At 69.7% G+C, this 15,995-nt stretch carries 13 protein-coding genes and 1 pseudogene; 7 read left to right on the forward strand and 7 right to left on the reverse strand.

From position 1 onward, the window contains the following. Positions 1-7: 7 nt before the first annotated feature. Positions 8-376 (reverse strand): DUF6924 domain-containing protein, encoded by a 369-nt coding sequence (locus ACFYP4_RS28065; RefSeq protein ID WP_388789062.1) that lies wholly within the window; start codon positions 374-376, stop codon positions 8-10. Further along, a complete protein-coding gene (locus tag ACFYP4_RS28070; protein ID WP_388789065.1) occupies positions 316-2,340 on the reverse strand; it encodes a flavin monoamine oxidase family protein in 2,025 nt (674 codons plus the stop codon). Before ACFYP4_RS28070 ends, ACFYP4_RS28065 begins: the two co-directional genes overlap by 61 nt. 232 nt (positions 2,341-2,572) lie before the next feature. Here ACFYP4_RS28070 and ACFYP4_RS28075 point away from each other — a divergent pair, with 232 nt between their 5' ends. Further along, on the forward strand, positions 2,573-4,540 hold the full coding sequence (locus tag ACFYP4_RS28075) for an NAD-binding lipoprotein (RefSeq protein WP_388789068.1): 1,968 nt from the start codon (positions 2,573-2,575) through the stop codon (positions 4,538-4,540). Between the two features lie 55 nt (positions 4,541-4,595). On the opposite strand, the pseudogene ACFYP4_RS28080 reads toward ACFYP4_RS28075, so the two are convergent. Next, positions 4,596-4,706 (reverse strand): annotated as a pseudogene (locus ACFYP4_RS28080) (IS630 family transposase); the annotation flags it as partial. Between the two features lie 1,150 nt (positions 4,707-5,856). Between ACFYP4_RS28080 and ACFYP4_RS28085 the strand changes: the two are divergent. Then, positions 5,857-6,402 carry an MOSC domain-containing protein gene (locus ACFYP4_RS28085; protein ID WP_358852479.1) on the forward strand — a complete coding sequence of 182 codons (546 nt, stop codon included), beginning with the start codon at positions 5,857-5,859 and terminating at the stop codon, positions 6,400-6,402. A gap of 372 nt (positions 6,403-6,774) precedes the next feature. On the opposite strand, the gene ACFYP4_RS28090 is transcribed toward ACFYP4_RS28085, so the two are convergent. After that, positions 6,775-7,572, reverse strand: coding sequence for a protein kinase (locus tag ACFYP4_RS28090; RefSeq protein ID WP_358852432.1), 798 nt, complete (start codon positions 7,570-7,572; stop codon positions 6,775-6,777). 689 nt (positions 7,573-8,261) lie between these two features. On the opposite strand from ACFYP4_RS28090, the gene ACFYP4_RS28095 reads away from it, so the two are divergent. Further along, entirely contained in the window at positions 8,262-8,867 is a 606-nt protein-coding gene (locus ACFYP4_RS28095) for a hypothetical protein (RefSeq protein WP_358852431.1), read from the forward strand. 788 nt (positions 8,868-9,655) lie between these two features. On the opposite strand, the gene ACFYP4_RS28100 is transcribed toward ACFYP4_RS28095, so the two are convergent. Together ACFYP4_RS28100 and ACFYP4_RS28105 are read right to left on the reverse strand one after the other, a co-directional pair. Next, positions 9,656-10,015, reverse strand: a complete 360-nt coding sequence (locus ACFYP4_RS28100) for an Imm49 family immunity protein (protein WP_358852430.1) — start codon at positions 10,013-10,015, stop codon at positions 9,656-9,658. Positions 10,016-10,166: 151 nt separating this feature from the next. Next, on the reverse strand, positions 10,167-11,060 hold the full coding sequence (locus ACFYP4_RS28105) for a LysR family transcriptional regulator (protein WP_358852429.1): 894 nt from the start codon (positions 11,058-11,060) through the stop codon (positions 10,167-10,169). A 108-nt stretch (positions 11,061-11,168) separates the two neighbouring features. Here ACFYP4_RS28105 and ACFYP4_RS28110 point away from each other — a divergent pair, with 108 nt between their 5' ends. From ACFYP4_RS28110 to ACFYP4_RS28125, 4 genes are all read left to right on the forward strand, one after another. Further along, positions 11,169-11,636 carry a carboxymuconolactone decarboxylase family protein gene (locus ACFYP4_RS28110; RefSeq protein WP_358852428.1) on the forward strand — a complete coding sequence of 156 codons (468 nt, stop codon included), beginning with the start codon at positions 11,169-11,171 and terminating at the stop codon, positions 11,634-11,636. Further along, complete coding sequence (locus ACFYP4_RS28115; RefSeq protein WP_358852427.1) at positions 11,633-12,274, forward strand: hemerythrin domain-containing protein; 642 nt, start codon at positions 11,633-11,635, stop codon at positions 12,272-12,274. Before ACFYP4_RS28110 ends, ACFYP4_RS28115 begins: the two co-directional genes overlap by 4 nt. A 160-nt stretch (positions 12,275-12,434) precedes the next feature. Then, positions 12,435-13,481 carry a GNAT family N-acetyltransferase gene (locus ACFYP4_RS28120; protein ID WP_388789074.1) on the forward strand — a complete coding sequence of 349 codons (1,047 nt, stop codon included), beginning with the start codon at positions 12,435-12,437 and terminating at the stop codon, positions 13,479-13,481. 8 nt (positions 13,482-13,489) lie between these two features. Further along, the gene (locus ACFYP4_RS28125; protein WP_388789208.1) at positions 13,490-14,359 is read left to right on the forward strand and encodes an alpha/beta fold hydrolase; all 870 of its coding nucleotides are present in this window, start codon (positions 13,490-13,492) and stop codon (positions 14,357-14,359) included. A gap of 93 nt (positions 14,360-14,452) precedes the next feature. Here ACFYP4_RS28125 and ACFYP4_RS28130 read toward each other — a convergent pair whose 3' ends face one another. Beyond that, on the reverse strand, positions 14,453-15,955 hold the full coding sequence (locus ACFYP4_RS28130; RefSeq protein ID WP_388789077.1) for a CitMHS family transporter: 1,503 nt from the start codon (positions 15,953-15,955) through the stop codon (positions 14,453-14,455). Between the last annotated feature and the right edge of the window lie 40 nt (positions 15,956-15,995).

The following is a 15,995-nucleotide window of genomic DNA, read 5'->3' on the forward strand; positions in this document are numbered from 1 at the left end:
CAATGACTCAGAAGCCTCGGAAAACGCCGTCGTCGCCGACGGCGCCGGCGAACTCCTCGAAGTCCATGTTCGCCCCCGAGAGGTTGTTCTCGATGCCCCACAGCTCGGCTGCCACAACGCGGACACACCGCCCACGCTCACCCCGCAGGTCCACCACGAGGAGCGGCAGTTCAGTCGAGGCGACCGCTACAGAGTCCGCCAGAGCCAGAAGTGGATGCCGGTATTCCGCAGGGATCAGGTCGAGAGCCTGGCCGGGCGTCAAGCCCTCGTACCTCCGGTCATCAACGAGTGCGACGGGGCGGCGCCCGGCGCGGTTCACGCCGAGTGGACCTCCAGGGCGGCGCGCACGGCGGACTCCAGCGCTCCCTCGATCCACGCCGGTTTCACAGAGGTGTGGTCGCCCGCGAAGTGCAGCGGCCCCTCGGCGGCGGGGATGGAGGTGAGCAGCTCCGTGTGCTGGCCGGGCAGCAGCACGGACGCCTCGCCGTAGGCGTACGGGTCGCGCATCCAGCTCTGGGTGCGGCCGGCGCCGGTGTAGAAGACCTCGATCCGCTGGCCGTAGACCTCCTGCAGCCCGCACAGGGCGTGCGGGTAGCGGGCCTCGTCGTCGAGGGAGTCCCAGCGCAGGGCGTCGTCCGCCCAGCTGTAGGAGGCCAGGACCACCCCGCCGGCGCTGCCCGGAACCGGGTGGGACGGCTGGTACATGAACCGGTTGGCGTTGTCCGACACCGAGCCGCCGCCGATGACGTCGGCCGCGGCCGGCTGGTCCCGGGTGACGGCGCGGTGGGCGGCGTAGTGGGTGCGCTGTCCGGGGGTGATGTGGCCGGGCGGGACGGACGGGTGGGCGCCGAGCAGTTTGCCGTCGCCCGGGGTCCGTCCGGCGCGGTAGGCGTCGTACAGCCCGGGGTCGATGCGGCGCAACTCCCGCTTCCAGTCGGCCTCGTCGAACTCCCACCAGCGGCGGCTGAACTCCAGCAGCACCTTGGTCGCGCTGTCGTAGTGCAGTTCGGAGACCGCCCGGCGCTTGGTGTACGACATCGGCGGGCTGACCCGCACGTGCCGCAGGCCGGAGAAGGGCACGGTCACCACGGCCGCGTCCGCCGTGAACTGCTCACGCACGACCGGGCTGCCCCGCCCCTCGGAGACGGTGTCCACCCACACGTGGGGGCCCCGGGCGCGCACGTGCCGGGTGTCGCTGCCGGCCCGGTCGGGGTCGTAGTACTCGATCCGGGTCACCCGCCGGTCGAACCGCACGGTGTCGCGGACCTTGGCCAGCAGGGCGTCCGGCAGGACGGCGGTGCCGCCCTGAAGCTCCCAGAACGCGGTGTCGGGGCTGATCAGGGAGGACCCGATGAAGCTGTGCACGAAGGACAGGGGCAGCCGTGAGGTGAGGTTCTCCACCGTGCCGATCAGGTCGACCGTCCGCTCGTCCAGGCCGGCGTGTTCGGTCAGGAAGCGGAACATCGACCAGTCGCCGAAGCGCTGGATCACCCTGGCCCAGCCCTGGATGCGTTCGGGCAGCGGTTTGTCGGTGCGCCTGCCGTCGGGTCCGAGCGTGCTGAACTCGTCGCGCACCGGGTCGAGGACCGAGCGCAGGATGACCGCGGCCGGGGTGTCCCAGTGGGCGCGCGGGACGCCGAAGGAGCGGTTGATGCGCCGGGGGGCGCGGGCGTAGTCGGCGCGGCGCATGCGGACGCCGTTGACGTGGATCCAGGTGTGCGCGGCGGGCCGTCCCTGGCCGTCCACGTCGACGTAGTAGAACGGCCGCTTCTTCAGCGCCAGTTGTCCGATCAGGTCCATCACCAGCGGGTGGCTGCCGGGCAGCCGCATCGCGCCGGCCTCGGCGTACTGGCGGGGGTCGGCGAAGGGCTGCGCCGCCTTCTCGTGGCCGCCGCGGCGGAACGTCTTGATGCGTCCGCCCACCCGGTTGCCGTTGGCCTCCAGGACGGTCACGTGGTGCCCGGCGCGCCGCAGCAGCCACGCCGTGACGAGGCCGGAGGGGCCCGCCCCGATGACGAGGACCTTTTTGGCCCCGGTCCGGGTGCGGGGCAGGCCGTCCTTCAGCACGCGCCGGTAGCCGGGGACGAGGGGCCGGCCGTCGGCGTCGACGACGAGCAGGGCCCGGGCGACGGCGAGGCAGCGGTCGAAGTCCGCGCCGCGCGCCGCGGACGGCGCCGCCGGGGCGGGGTTGCGCGGGGGCGACTGCGCGGGCAGGGCCGCCGCGATGCCCGTGCTGCCCGCGCCGAGGAGGCCGGCCACGGCGGTGGTGCCCGCGGCTGTCGTGAGCGTACGTCTGGTCAGGCCGCCATGATCGGCGTCAGCCTGGTGATGCTCGGTCATGCCGCAACTTCTACGGGCTCGGCGTTCCGGTCTGCTCGGCATTGCGCCGAATTGCCACGGACGAGGGAAAGACCCCGTTCAAACCGGTGCGGACCGGGCGCGCGGAGGCACGCGGGGGCGGGCGTCTGCCCCCGATTACGGCGAAGGGGTGAATCGTGCCCCCGTGCCGCCCGGCGCACAAGGCCGGGTCAGGACACTGCCCCCTACAGACCTGCGCGCGGAGGGGAACACAGTGGAACAGCGGACCGAGGCGGGTGCCCGAGCACGGTACTGGTTCGACACGACCCTGGCGCGCGGCACCTCGGCCCTGGTGGGCTGGCTGGTGCTGGTCTGCCTGGCCGTCGTCGTCCCTGCTAGCGCGGCGCTGGTGTGGACGAGCGGGCACGCCCCCGCCACCCTCCCCGGGAAGGTGGCGGCCATCTGGCGCCTGACCGGGGAGACGATGCGGCTGGGCGGCACCACCGGCAGTCCGGCCCGGGTGGCGCTGTCGGTGCTGCTGGCCCTGGTCGCCCTGGTCTACGTCTCGACCCTTGTCGGTCTCATCACGACCGGGCTCACCGAGCGGCTCATCGCCCTGCGGCGCGGCCGCTCCAAGTTACTGGAGCGCGGCCACGTGGTGGTGCTGGGCTGGTCGGAGCAGGTCTTCACGGTGGTGGGCGAACTGGTCGCGGCGGGCGCCAACCAGCGGCGGTCGGCCGTGGCGATCCTGGCCGACCGGGACAAGACGGCCATGGAGGAGTCCCTGCAGAGCAAGGTCGGCCCGACCGGCCGGACCCGGCTGATCTGCCGCAGCGGTCCGTCGGCCGACCCGGCCGTGCTGGCGCTGACCAGTCCGGCCACCGCCGACTCGGTGATCGTGCTGCCGCCCGACGCGTCCCGCAGCGACGCAGACGTCGTGAAGGCACTGCTGGCCCTGCGGGCGACGGGGTGCGGGGGCGACGTCACCGTCCCCGTCGTGGCGGCGGTCCGCGACAGCGGCTACCTGCTCGCGGCCCGCCTGGCCGCCGGGTCGCGGGGCGTCGTCCTGGAGAGCGACACCGTCACCGCCCGGCTCATCGCGCAGGCGGCGCGCCGCCCGGGACTGTCCCTGGTCCACCGCGACCTGCTCGACTTCGCCGGGGACGAGTTCTACCCGGCAGCCCACCCCTCCCTGGCCGGCCGGGAGTTCGGCGAGGCGCTGCTCTCCTACGGCAACGCCAGCGCGGTCGGGCTGATCCGCGGCGGGGTGCCCTGGCTGAACCCGCCCGCGCGGACGGTGCTCGAACCCGACGACCAGCTCCTCGTCATCGCCGCCGACGACGACACCGCCGAGCTCGCCGACTGCGCGCCGCTGGTCGACGAGCGGTCCGTGGCGGGCCCCCGGCCGCCGGACACCCGGCCGGAGCGGCTACTGGTGCTGGGCTGGAACCGCCGCGCGCCCCTCGTGCTGCGGGAGTGGGGCCGCAACGCACCCCCGGGTTCCGTGGCCGACGTGGTGGCGGACGAGGAAGAGGCCACGGTGTGGGCCGCCTGCGACGGCGGTGACGGCGGTGACGGCGGCGACGGCGGCGACTGGACCTGCGTGGCCCTCAGGGGCGACACCACCCGCCCGGAGACCCTGGCCGACCTGGACCTCGGCTCCTACGACAGCGTCATCGTGCTCGGCCAGGAGCCGCGGGCCGGCGAGCCCCCCGAGGAGCCGGACACCCGCACGCTCGTGACCCTGCTCGTCCTGCGCCACCTCGAACAGCGCACCGGCCGGGAACTGCCGGTGGTCACCGAGCTCACCGACGACGGCAACCGGCCCCTCGCCCCGCTCGGCCCCGGAGCCGACGTGATCATCAGCGGCAAGCTGATCGGGCTGCTCATGGCGCAGATTTCCCAAAACCACCACCTGGCGGCCGTCTTCGACGAACTGTTCTCGGCCGGCGGCACACAGCTCCACCTGCGGTCGGCCGCCGACTACGTCGTGGCCGGCCACGAGACGTCCTTCGCCACGGTCGTCGCGGCAGCACGCGACCGGGGCGAGTGCGCCATCGGCTACCGCAGCCGCGCCGAGGCCCACCGGACCCCCGGCTACGGGTTGCGCCTCAATCCGCCCAAGGCGGATCGCCGGCGCTGGTCCGAGGGCGACGAGGTGGTCGTGGTCGCCGGGGAGGGCCGCCGAGGTGCCGTCCGGAGCGGCGGACTCCCGCTTCCTCGCCGTACTCCCCGAGGATGATCACGTCGAAGGAGACCAGCCAGGGCATCGACGCCGGCAAGAAGATCAAAGGACGCATCATCGCGCGTCGGAACCGCACCGAGCTGGTGCTGCCCAGGCGCACGATCTGCTGCAGCTTCTGCCCTTCCTGGTCGCTCAGTCTGCGCACACGGACAGGCTCGGCCACCGCGCCTCCGGCCGTCGGATCGGACGTCACTCCACACTCAACCGCCACGACCACCGACCCGGCGAACCTATGCGGTCAGAGCACTGGCGAGCGGGGCGCGCGCGGCGGGGGAGTCCCGGCCGTTGAGGGTGAGACGCACCTCCGGACATCACCGCCTCATACCCCGGCACGCTGAGGCACCTGGGGCTCGACAGCGTAGGCCGGTCAATGCGGATGGAGCTGGCGGGGGCCGGCTGCAGCTGCTGATGCCCGCCCATCCCGAGGAGGCGGCCCCGTTGACCTTCTCGTTCTCGCTGGAAACGCTGAAGTCGGCGGCCGCCCTGCGAGTGCTGCGCCTGCACCGGCGCGTGGCGGCCGGCAGGGCCTTCGATGTGCGTACGGGCACGGGTGCCGCCGGGGTGGTGAGATGGCGGGCCCGCTTCCGCAGGACTCGACCGCACCTCTGCGTTCTCCAGCTCCCGGCCCAGGAACTCCGGCCCGGTGACCGTCACCTTCTCCACCGCTCCGCGCGGCAGCACCACCTTCTCGTCCAGCCCGTACCCCAGGCTGCGCCGCACCGCCTCGGACTGCTCCGGCGCCAGGGGCCCGATCCCGGTCAGCGTGAACACGACGGGCGAAACCTCATGGGCCCGCGGGTGCTTGCCCCGCAGCGTGCGCACCACCGTGTCGCCCTGCCGCGCGGAATCGATGGTCCAGTGATCGTCCAGTCCGTCGGCCTGACCACCAAGCGCCCGCACCGGGCACTCACATCGTCCACACCGCCCATAAGCAGCACCCGTTCCTGCCCGTACAACCGGCACACAGCCACCCTGACCAGACCTCCACGAAGCGTTCCTCAAACTCGCCTGCTACCTCATCTTCCTGACTTGCCCACCGGCCAACTGCTCCGTCGGCAGGGCTGCCGCAGGCAAGGCATGTGATCCGCGGCGACAGGCGAGGACGCCCCGCAGCCTTCTGCTCCCGCACACGCGCGGCTAGAGCGTGTCTCTTTGGCATTCGGTGACGGGATGGCGTCGATCAGGAGCCGATCAGGATGCGGGCATGTCTCATCCGCCCGCTGAGGTCCGCTCGCTGCACGCCTCCCTTACAAGGCTGCTTGCACCGCCGCTAGGATCGACCGGCCGCAGAAGGACGACAAGTGGAGGGCGGGATGCCTGGTCAGGTGACCGCAGTGAGCCGTAACGAGGGGTACTCGTTCAGCAAGCCCAATCGCGATTCCATCAGGCTGCTCACGGGGCTCGGAGTGGAAGGAGACGTTCACGCAGGTGAGACGATCCGCCACCAGTTCCGCATGACCTACGAGCCGAACGTGCCCAACCTTCGCCAGGTCCACCTGATGCACGAGGAACTCTTTGACGAACTCGCGCTCAAAGGTTTCAGGGTCTCTGCCGGCCAGCTCGGCGAGAACATCACCACGCGCGGGATCGACCTGTTGGGCCTGCCCTCCGGCGCCCTGCTCCATCTCGGGGAGCAGGCGGTGCTTGAGGTGACCGGTCTGCGCAACCCGTGCTCGAAGATCAACGACTTTCGCAAGGGGCTGCTCGGTGAGGTCTTCGCCATGGACCCCTTGTCCGGAGAGTTCACGTTCAAGAGTGGTGTCATGGCTGTGGTCCGCTGTGGAGGGACCGTCCGTCCCGAGGATTCCATCCAGGTCGAGCCCCCGCCACCCCCTCACCACCCGCTGGAACGGGTCTAGGTTCTGGTTCCGTGGTCATTGGCGTACCCAGATGAGGATGGCGGCGAGGTGAAGTGGGGCCTGACCTTCTGCAGGGTGAGCGGACCGCCGCACAGATGGTTGATGTCCTTGATGTAGTACGGGGCTCCGATAGCGCAGATGTCCTTTTGGACTCGCAGGTCGCCGGGCCCGTAGGCAGCTTGTAGGTGACCGGCAGGCACGCGGCGGACTGGGGCACCGGGGTCTCCTTCTCCGGCTGTGCTCGCGGATCGTCTGCCGCGGGGGAGGTGGTCACCGCGCCGGATCGTTGACTCGGGGAGGTCGTGGCGGAGGCCGTCGTGCCCGCCTCTGTCTTCGTCCTGGACCGCTGCTCGTGCCGGTTCTGATCGACGATCAGATACGTGCCGGCGGCGGCCACGGCGAACCCGGTGACGGCAGCCGCGGCAAGAAGCCAGGTGCGATGGCGGGCGATCCGGCGCCGGGCCAGCGTCCAGGCCGGGTCGTCCTCGGCTGTCGGCATGCCCTCCCAACCAGCCGCCACCAGGTCACCCGCCAGGGTCGGCGCCTCAGCCCCCGCTGCATGCCCTGGGTGCCCTGGGTGCCCTGGGCGGCAAGCAGCCCCGTGCACTGGTTGGCCAGCGCGGCGGCCGTGAGCCGCTCTTCGGGGGTTTTGGCCAGTGCGGATGTCACCAGGGACAAGAGGTCGTCCGGGATCCCGGTGAGATCGGGGTCGGCGGACATCACCCGGGCCGTGACCGCATCCGGTGGACCGCTGCCGAACGGGAGGCGTCCGGTGGCGGCGTAGGCCATCAGAGCCCCCCAGGCGAAGACGTTCCCGGCCGGCCCGGCGACGCCGGTGCGATAGCCCTCTGGGCTGATCCACCCCGCGGTGCCGGTCATCACGCCGGTCCGGGTGACCGACGTGCCGTCCCGGGCATGGGCGATACCAAAGTCCAGCACTCGGGGCCCGTCGGGGGCCAGAATGATGTTCCCCGGCTTCACATCCCGGTGCACCACCCCGGCCGCGTGGACCGCCGCCAGCGCGACCGCGGTCCCGACCGCCAGCGCGTACAGCCGGGCCCCGGGCAGCGGTCCGTGCGCGGCGACGTGCTCGCAGAGCGTAAGGCCGGGCACGTAGGGGGTGGCCAGCCAGGGAATGTCCGCACCGGAGTCGGCGGCCAGCAGCGGCACCAGACAGGGTCCCGTGACCCGCCGGGACAGCTCGACCTCCCGCTTGAACCGGGCACGACCCCCCCCTCGCCAGCCTGCGCCGTCTGGACGACCTTGACCGCCACCCGCCGTTCGTTGTCATCCAGAGCCGCATGGACCGTTCCCATACCGCCCGAACCCAGTCGGCCGATGACCCGGTACGGGCCGATCCGGCTAAAATCACCAGGCCGCGATGGATGAGCACGCGCTGACAACGACGCCCCCCAACAGGCAAGAACACTCCAGCCGCCTCAGCCAGATCCGCAAATCTCACGCAAGACACGCGGAGGATGCGGAGCGCCGATTCCGATGACGAGATGTCCGTGAGTTCCTAGACGAATCCGCGCGGCGATCTCCCGTGCGAGCCGGTCTGTTTTACGGCGAAAGGGGTGCCCCTCGATCGTTTGCTGGTTCATGAAGCGCATCGCTGCTCGAAGCGCAGGCGGTCAGGCTTTCCATGTCGACGGACGGCGATCGGCCGCGGATGGCCGTGCCGGCCGGTCGGTGGAGGACGCGGCAGGTCCCGGGCGCGCGTACCCCGATATCGTCCGCGCGTCCCACGTACCGTCAAGCCACCCGCTGATCTTCGCCGTCGCCCCCGCAGGCACGACGTCCGTGCCACGGCCGGAGTCGGCCTTCCTCGATGTCACCGTCGGAACAGGAGCACGTCCATGCGTCTCTACGCCCAGACCCAAGCGCGCCGGGGTCGTCAGCTGATCGCGGATCTGATCGCTCTGCTCCTGATCGCGATCACGGTGAAGTTCGCCCTGGTCGTCCGTGACGCGATCCTGACGCTGGCCGAGCCCGGGCGGAAGGCCGAGAGCGCGGGCGACAGTCTTGCCTCCGGTCTCGACGACGCCGGCGATGCGGCCTCGAAGGTCCCGTTCGTCGGTGACTCGTTGAAGAAGCCGCTCAAGTCCGCGGCTGAGGCCGGCACGAGTCTCTCCGATGCGGGACAGTCGTTGCAGGACACCGTGAGCCATGTCGCCACGCTCACGACGATCGCCCTGATCGTTCTCCCGACCGCCGTGATCCTGGTGTTGTGGCTCGTTCCACGGCTGTGGTGGATCCGGCGTAGCGCGACCACTCGTCGCCTTCTCGATGCCCCCGGTGGCGCCGACCTCCTCGCGCTGCGTGCGCTTACCGGGCCGCAGCGGCCGCTGGCCGCGCTTCCCACGCCGCCGGATGGCCTGGCCGACGCCTGGCGTCGCGGGGACCCAGACGTCATTGCCGACCTGTCGACGCTGACGCTCCGACGCGCGGGGCTTCGACCCTGACCGGGGGGTGCCCCCTGGTCCTTGCCGGCCTGGTCGCCGTGGTGCTGTTCGTGCTGCAACCTCGGCTTTGTTCCGCCAGTTCCACAAGATCGCCTCCCGGAACGGTGGATACCGTGCCGGAGTCGAGGACCGCGGTGCCACCGTCGGCAACTCGGGCGGCTCCAGTCAGCTGAACTGGGCCGCCGCCCCGCACTACGCCGAAACCTCCAACACCTTCGTCCTGCTCAGGGGTGACAAGAACGCTTCGTGCCTGACCGTGCTGCCAAAACGCGGCGTTCAGGCGCCAGCGAGCGTGGAGCGGCATCCGCACTCTGCTGGACCGGAGCATCCGCAGGCTCTGAATCAGGTCCAAAGGGCGACAGCGGCCCGCAAAGCGCCAGAACACACTGCCTGCCCAGCCAGACGCCCCAGCAGCCGAAGTGGAGCACGAACGGGAACCAGATGCACCGTTCGATCACCACGAGCATGCTCCGCAGCCGTCGGCACCGCCCACCAGGCCGGCCGGGAGAGGGAGCAGCTCCGGTTAGAGCCCTCTATGGACGCCACTCCCCCGCACCCCTGCGAACTCCAGAGAATCACTAGCCCTTTGGATCAAACACCCTCGCAACTCGTGTCGGGTGGTGCGCGGGCGCACCTCTCGGTCCGGCTTCGCTGTTGCGAGGGGAATCGGGCTGGTCCAGACGGTGGTGCGCGGGTGACTGGGGGTAGCGCACAGTCGCGAGCGAGCTCGTCCGCCCGCCTCTGCTCCACGATGCGGTCGGCCTCTAGTTGGTTGAGCCGTGTCCCGATCACCGGAGCACGATCAGACCCGCAGGTCCAAACAGGACGAGCACCCGCAACTGCCAGCCGTGCGCGAGCTGGGCCAGTGCGGCCAGTGCGATAGTCCCGGTTGGTAGCAGGGTCCGGGCGGCTGGATCGGTGCCGACGCTGTCGCGGTGGATGGCCAGCCGTTCTTGAAGGGCTTGTTCGAACGCGGCTTGGTCGTCGTTCAGCAGGACACGCAGCAGGTGCTGGTCCAGCGTCAGCGTCCCGGCGGTGTCGAGTTGTCCAGCCGCGCGCGTCGGCTCGGCGGGGTCCGGCTTCCGAGCGGTACCGGGCCTCCGTGCCGTCCGAGGCCGGGCGCCTTCACACCGGACAGGTAGGCGCACAACGTGTCCATCTCGGCGCGGTCGGCCGGTTCGGACACGGACTTGCGCCGTGAATACGGAGGGCCGTCCCGGATGGCCGGCGCATTCCTCGACCAGCAGGACGTCGGTGCCTGGATCGGTTCCTGAGCTGAGTTCTGCGCCGCAGGTTGCGTCAGAAGTGGAATACGCCGAGATCGCGCACCGTGTCGGCCAGAGCGCGGATGAGGTCGTTCTCGGCTTCAGTCTTCCAGACCAGAGCGAAGTGCATGGTGGCCATGTCGGGGAGGGGAAGCCATTGAATGTGCGACATGCCCCAGTGCCTGGTGACATGGCTGGGGAAGATGTTGATGATCTCACCCATGCCGACGTAGCTGATCAGCTCATCGGAGCTGTCCGAGACTGCGGATGTGAGGCGCTCGATCGGCCGGCCTCGTGGGGTGTAGAAGGGCAGGTAGCTGTCCTCCCAGTAGTCCGGCATGACGTGGGCAGTGCCGTGTGGGAACTCGGCGAGCAGTTCCAGTTGCACGGTGTCCCGCCCCGCGAGCCGGTGGTCAGCGGCCACGGCAAGGAGCCGGGAGTCGGTGCACATGGTCGGCCCGACGGTGAAGTCTGGCTCATCCACTGGCAACCAGACGACCATGACGTCCATGGCACCGCCGCGGAGCTGGCCGAACAGATCATTGAAGGGTGCTGGGCGGATCTGGAGTCCCCAGTGCGGGTACCGCGAGCGGAATGCCTTCCAGTAGGGGTGTAGATCGGCGACGTTGAAGGGCATGATGCTGACGCGGAGCTGTGCGGTGACGCCGCGGGCCGCCAGCCGGGCGCGCTCCAAGGATGCGTGCAGGCCCGCGTAGACCGGTTGCAGATCGTCGCGGAACTGTCGGCCGACCTCGGTCAGGAACACCGTGCGGCTGGTGCGGGCGAACAGTTCGGCGCCGATGCGCCGTTCTTGCTTCTTGATTGCCTGACTGACGCGCGCCTGGGAGACGTGTAGCCGCTGTGCCGTCCGGCCGAAGTGCAGCTCCTCCGCCAGCACCAGGAATATCTCGATGTCCCGTAGTTCCACCGGCCCCTCAGCCCCCCTTGTCGATAACCCAGCGGTTATCGAACCGCGCGGAAGTCTACATTGATCATGGTTGCTATCCGCAGGATGGTTGGTGGCATGCAATCATGCGTGAAGGACCCGGCGCTTTTCCTGCCGGAGGCGCTCATAAGCATCGGTAGCTTCTTCGAGTCGGTCAACCAGGGCGCTCTCTCCGACCAACTGCCCGAGATCGTGGCTCTGCGCGCCGGCCGGATCAATGGCTGCCGTGACCGCATGGACACCCACGTACGGAATCTGCGCGAGGCGGGCGAGAGCCAAGAGGCGGCGGTGGCCATCTGGCGGGAAGCGCCCTTTTTCACCGATGCCGAGCAGGCGGCGTTGGAACTGGCCGAGACTCTCACGCGGTTGGCCGCCCTCGCCTCGGACGCCGTACCCGAAGCCGTACCGGACGAGTTGTGGGAGCAGCTGTCCGCGCACTTCGACGAGCAGCAGTTGTCCGCGCTGATCCTGTCGATCGGCGTGACCAGTATGTTCGACTGCCACACCATCCCAGCTCGGGAGCCGGCCGGCGGGTCCCAGGCCCGATGCCAGCCATGAGCGATGCCCTCGACCTGACCGTGATGTACGCGATGCACGATGCCCTGCGCCGGGAGCTGGTTCATCTAGACCGGATGACCACCGGCGCGGACCGTGACCCCGGGCAGTTACCGGGCACGGCCGGATGGGCGCTGTTCAAGAAGGCTCTCCACGCCCATCACACGGCCGAGGACGAGGCCCTGTGGCCGGTACTGCGCGGACGCGTTGGTCACCCGAAGCATCTGGCCCTTCTGGAGGCAATGGAAGCCGAACACGCCGCCATCGTCCCGCTGATCAAAGCCATCGACGCGGCTCTCGCCGCTCCCGAGGTCGACTGTCTGGCGCTGGGCATCCTGACCGACGCACTGACCACCGGTCTGGCAGGGCACCTCAAGCACGAGGAGGACACGGCCCTGCCACTGGTCCGGCAGGCGTTGACGGCTGAGCAGGGGGGCCGCCTCCGTCAGGTCCAGGCCCACCTGATTTGCCCAGACGCACCGCTGCTGCTGCCGTGGCTGCTGGACGGTGCCGATGAGCGGACGGTGGTGAAGCTGCTCGCTCCCCTGCCCGCGTCAGTTCGTGCCGCCCACACCACCGACTGGGCCCCGGCTTACACCACTGTGGACCGCTGGAGTCCTGGCACCGCCCCGACGCACTGACATCGAATGCCGCCCCCACAGAGCGTCGCGTCGATCGATGCCGCAGGCGTCTGACGTCACCCGTGAGTGGTTCACCCCTGCAGTCGCGCGCACGGAATGCGTGCGCACCGTCCGTATCCGGAACCCGGACCTGCGTTCCCCCGAAAGGAACTTTGGAGTCTTGGCCTTGTCCGAACAGATCCACCTCACCCCCCTCCGCAACATTTCAGGCGCCGACGCCGCCGCCTGGTACCGGATCGTCGCCGCCTCGATGGCCCACGACATGCCCGAAGTCCCTTCTCCCAGCCCTGAGCAGATCTACGCCCAGCTCACCAAGCCCACGTTGGACAGCCGCCGGCTGACCTGGCTGGCCACCAGGGCGGAGGGCAGCCCGGTCGGCATCGCGGGCCTGCGGCTGTTCAACTCCCCAGGGAGGGATCACCTTGCCGAACTGGAACTCCACGTCGACCCCGCATACCGGCGCCTGGGTACCGGCTCCCTCCTGCTGTCGGCGGTCGTGGCTGCCTGCCGTGCCGAAGAGCGACGCAACCTGATCGTCAAGGTGGCGGCCGACGCCCCGGGCGAAGCCTTCTGCGAAAGGCGGGACTTCCGCCTGGCACTGGCACTGGACCATCTACTCTTGGAACTGGACCAGTTGGATGAAGCCGCCGTCCTCAAGGTCACCGAGGCCGAGCACCCCGGCTACCGGCTGACGGGCTGGACCGGCACGGTGCCCGACAACCTCGCCGCCGCCTTCGCCACCGCCAAGAACGCGATGAACGACATGCCAGTTGGAGACCTGGACTACGGCACCGAGAACTGGGACGCCGACCGTGTACGGGCCATGGCGCAGGTGCTCGCCGACCGCGGTGACATCCTGCTGACCCTCGCCGCCGTGCACGACGACGGCGCCGTGGCCGGATACACCGAGATCGTGCTCGCGCAGGGTGCGGCGTCCCGGGCGCAGCAGTACGACACCGCTGTCGTGCCCGCGCACCGCGGCCACGGCCTCGGGCTGTGGCTCAAGACCGCCATGGTGCGCCGACTACGGGCTGAGCATTTCGGTGTCGTTGAGATCGAGACCGACAACGCCGAGCCAGGTGCTGGAGACGGCCACCGCTCAGCGTTCGCAGTGGCTGCACGGGTACCGGGACAGCTTCGGCTTCCTCTCCCTGGTCCTGCGGCAGACACCCCTCATGACGACCGGAAAGTGAGTACCCGCAAGTGAACACACAGATGCAACCGACGTTCGTACTGGTCCACGGAGCCTTCGCGAACTCCTTCTCCTTCTCGCCCCTCCAGTCGGAGCTCGGCCTCCTCGGGCACCGCTCGGTCGCCGTCGACCTGCCCGGCCACGGCTTCCAGGCAACCTTCACCCGCGCCTACCAGTCCCCTCAGGAACCCGAGGGGCTCGCCACAGCGCCCGGCTCGATCAAGGGCGTCACGCTCGCCGACAACGCCGCACACCTCATAGCGATCCTCGAACGAGCCAAGCAGAACGGCCCCGTGATTCTCGTCGCCCACAGCCGCGGCGGTGTCACGGTCACGGCCGCAGCCAACGCCCGCCCGGATCTGATCGACCGCATCGTCTACGTCTCGGCCTGGTGCCCGGTCAACCTCGAAGTCAACGACTACTACGCCGAGCCGGAGATGGCCACGGTTGACCCCGCCGCCTTCGCCCCGGCGCTGGCCGGAAACCCGGCCGAACTCGGCCTGCTCCGCATCAACTTCCGCACCGGGGACCCGGATGCGCTCGCGGCGCTCAAGGGAGCTTTCTTCGCCGACGGCACCGACGAGCAGTTCCTCACCTTCCTGAACACCTTCCAGCCCGACGAAAACCTGGACGCCGGCGGCTCCGCCGACCGGGCGCAGGCCGCGACCTGGGGCCGCATCCCCAAGACCTACATCCGCCTGGCCCACGACACGAGCCTGCCTCTCGCCCTGCAGGACCGGTTGATCCGCGAGGGCAACGAGCTGACGCCGGACAACCCGTATGACGTGCGCACACTGGAGGGAAGCCACCTGAAGTGGCTCGTCGCCCCTGCACCGGCTGCCCGCATCCTGGCCGACCTTGCAACGCTCCCGGGCTCGTCCGCTCCTGCGTGATCGGACCGGCGTACGCGGATCGGTGGTGGCGACCAGGGATTTGGGTTTGCAAGTCTAAACGCGTTCCCGCGTCCCGGTCGGGCGCACCCGGCATCAGATGATGCCGAAGAGGATCCCGGCCGCGAGTACCACCAGGGAGGTGAGGGCGGCCCACTTGACGACGAAGCGGGTGTGGTCGCCGAACTCGACCTTGGCCATGCCGACGAGGACGTACACGGCGGGCACCAGCGGGCTGGACATGTGGAGCGGCTGGCCGACGATCGAGGCGCGGGCGATCTCCAGGGACGAGACGCCGTGGGCCTGGCCCGCTTCGGCGAGGACCGGGAGGATGCCGAAGTAGAAGCCGTCGTTGGACATGAAGTACGTGAGCGGGATGCTGAGGATGCCGGTCACGAAGGCCATGTGCGGGCCCATCGCGTCGGGGATGTTGCCGACGAGCCAGTCGGCCATGTGGTCGACCATGCCGGTGCCCTGGAGGACGCCGGTGAAGACGGCGGCGGCGAAGACCATGCCGGCGACGTTGAGGACGTTCTCGGCCTGGGCGCCGAGGCGCGCCTTCTGCTCGGGCATCTTCGGGTAGTTGACGGTGAGGGCGAGCGCGGCACCGAGCAGGAACAGCACCGGGATCGGCAGCCACTCCATGATCATGGCGGTGAGCAGGACGACCGTGAGCAGGGCGTTGAACCAGTAGAGCCGGGGGCGCAGGGTGGGCCGGTTCGGGTCGAGGACCTGAAGTCCCTTGTCGTCGTCCGCGTCGTCCGCGTCGTCCGCGTCGTTCGCGTCGTTCGTGTCGGCTCCGTCGCCGGGCCGGCCGGTGTCCGGTCCGGCCCCGGCACCGCCGGACGTCCCCGCCGGACGGGCCGCGTCGCCGGAGCCGCCCGCCGCGACCAGCACCGTCTCCGACTCGTGCTCCCTCTCCTGCTCCAGCTCCTGCTCGTTCTCCGGCTCCCTCTCCTCGACGAGCACCTCGTCCAGGCTGAGCACCCCGAGCCGGGTGCGCTCGCGGCGGCCGAGGACGTACGCCAGGACGAAGACACCGAGCAGGCCGACGGCGAGGGCCGGAATCATCGGCACGAAGATGTCGCTCGCGTCGACCTTCAGGGCGGTCGCGGCGCGGGCGGTCGGTCCGCCCCAGGGCAGGGTGTTCATCACGCCGTTGGCCATCGCGGCGACGCCCGTCATCACGACGAGGCTCATCTTCAGGCGCTTGTACAGCGGGTACATCGCCGACACCGTGATCATGAAGGTGGTCGAGCCGTCACCGTCGAGCGAGACGATGGCGGCGAGCACGGCCGTGCCGACCACGATCCGCAGCGGATCCGCCTTGCAGAAGCGCAGGATGCCCCGCACGATCGGGTCGAACAGCCCGACGTCGATCATCACTCCGAAGTAGACGATCGCGAACATCAGCATCGCCGCCGTGGGGGCGAGGCTCGTGACGCCGTCGATGACGTAGTCACCGAGCTTGGCGCCCTTTCCGACGAAGACGCAGAAGAGCGCCGGGATCAGCACGAGCGCCGCGATCGGCGACATCTTCTTCAGCATGATCAGGACCAGGAAGGTCGCGATCATGGCGAAGCCGAGGATGGTCAGCATGGATGGATACCTAACGTTCGCCCTTGAACTCCCACCAGGG

The sequence above is a fragment of the Streptomyces sp. NPDC005551 genome (assembly GCF_042871785.1).
Taxonomy (GTDB): Bacteria; Actinomycetota; Actinomycetes; order Streptomycetales; family Streptomycetaceae; genus Streptomyces.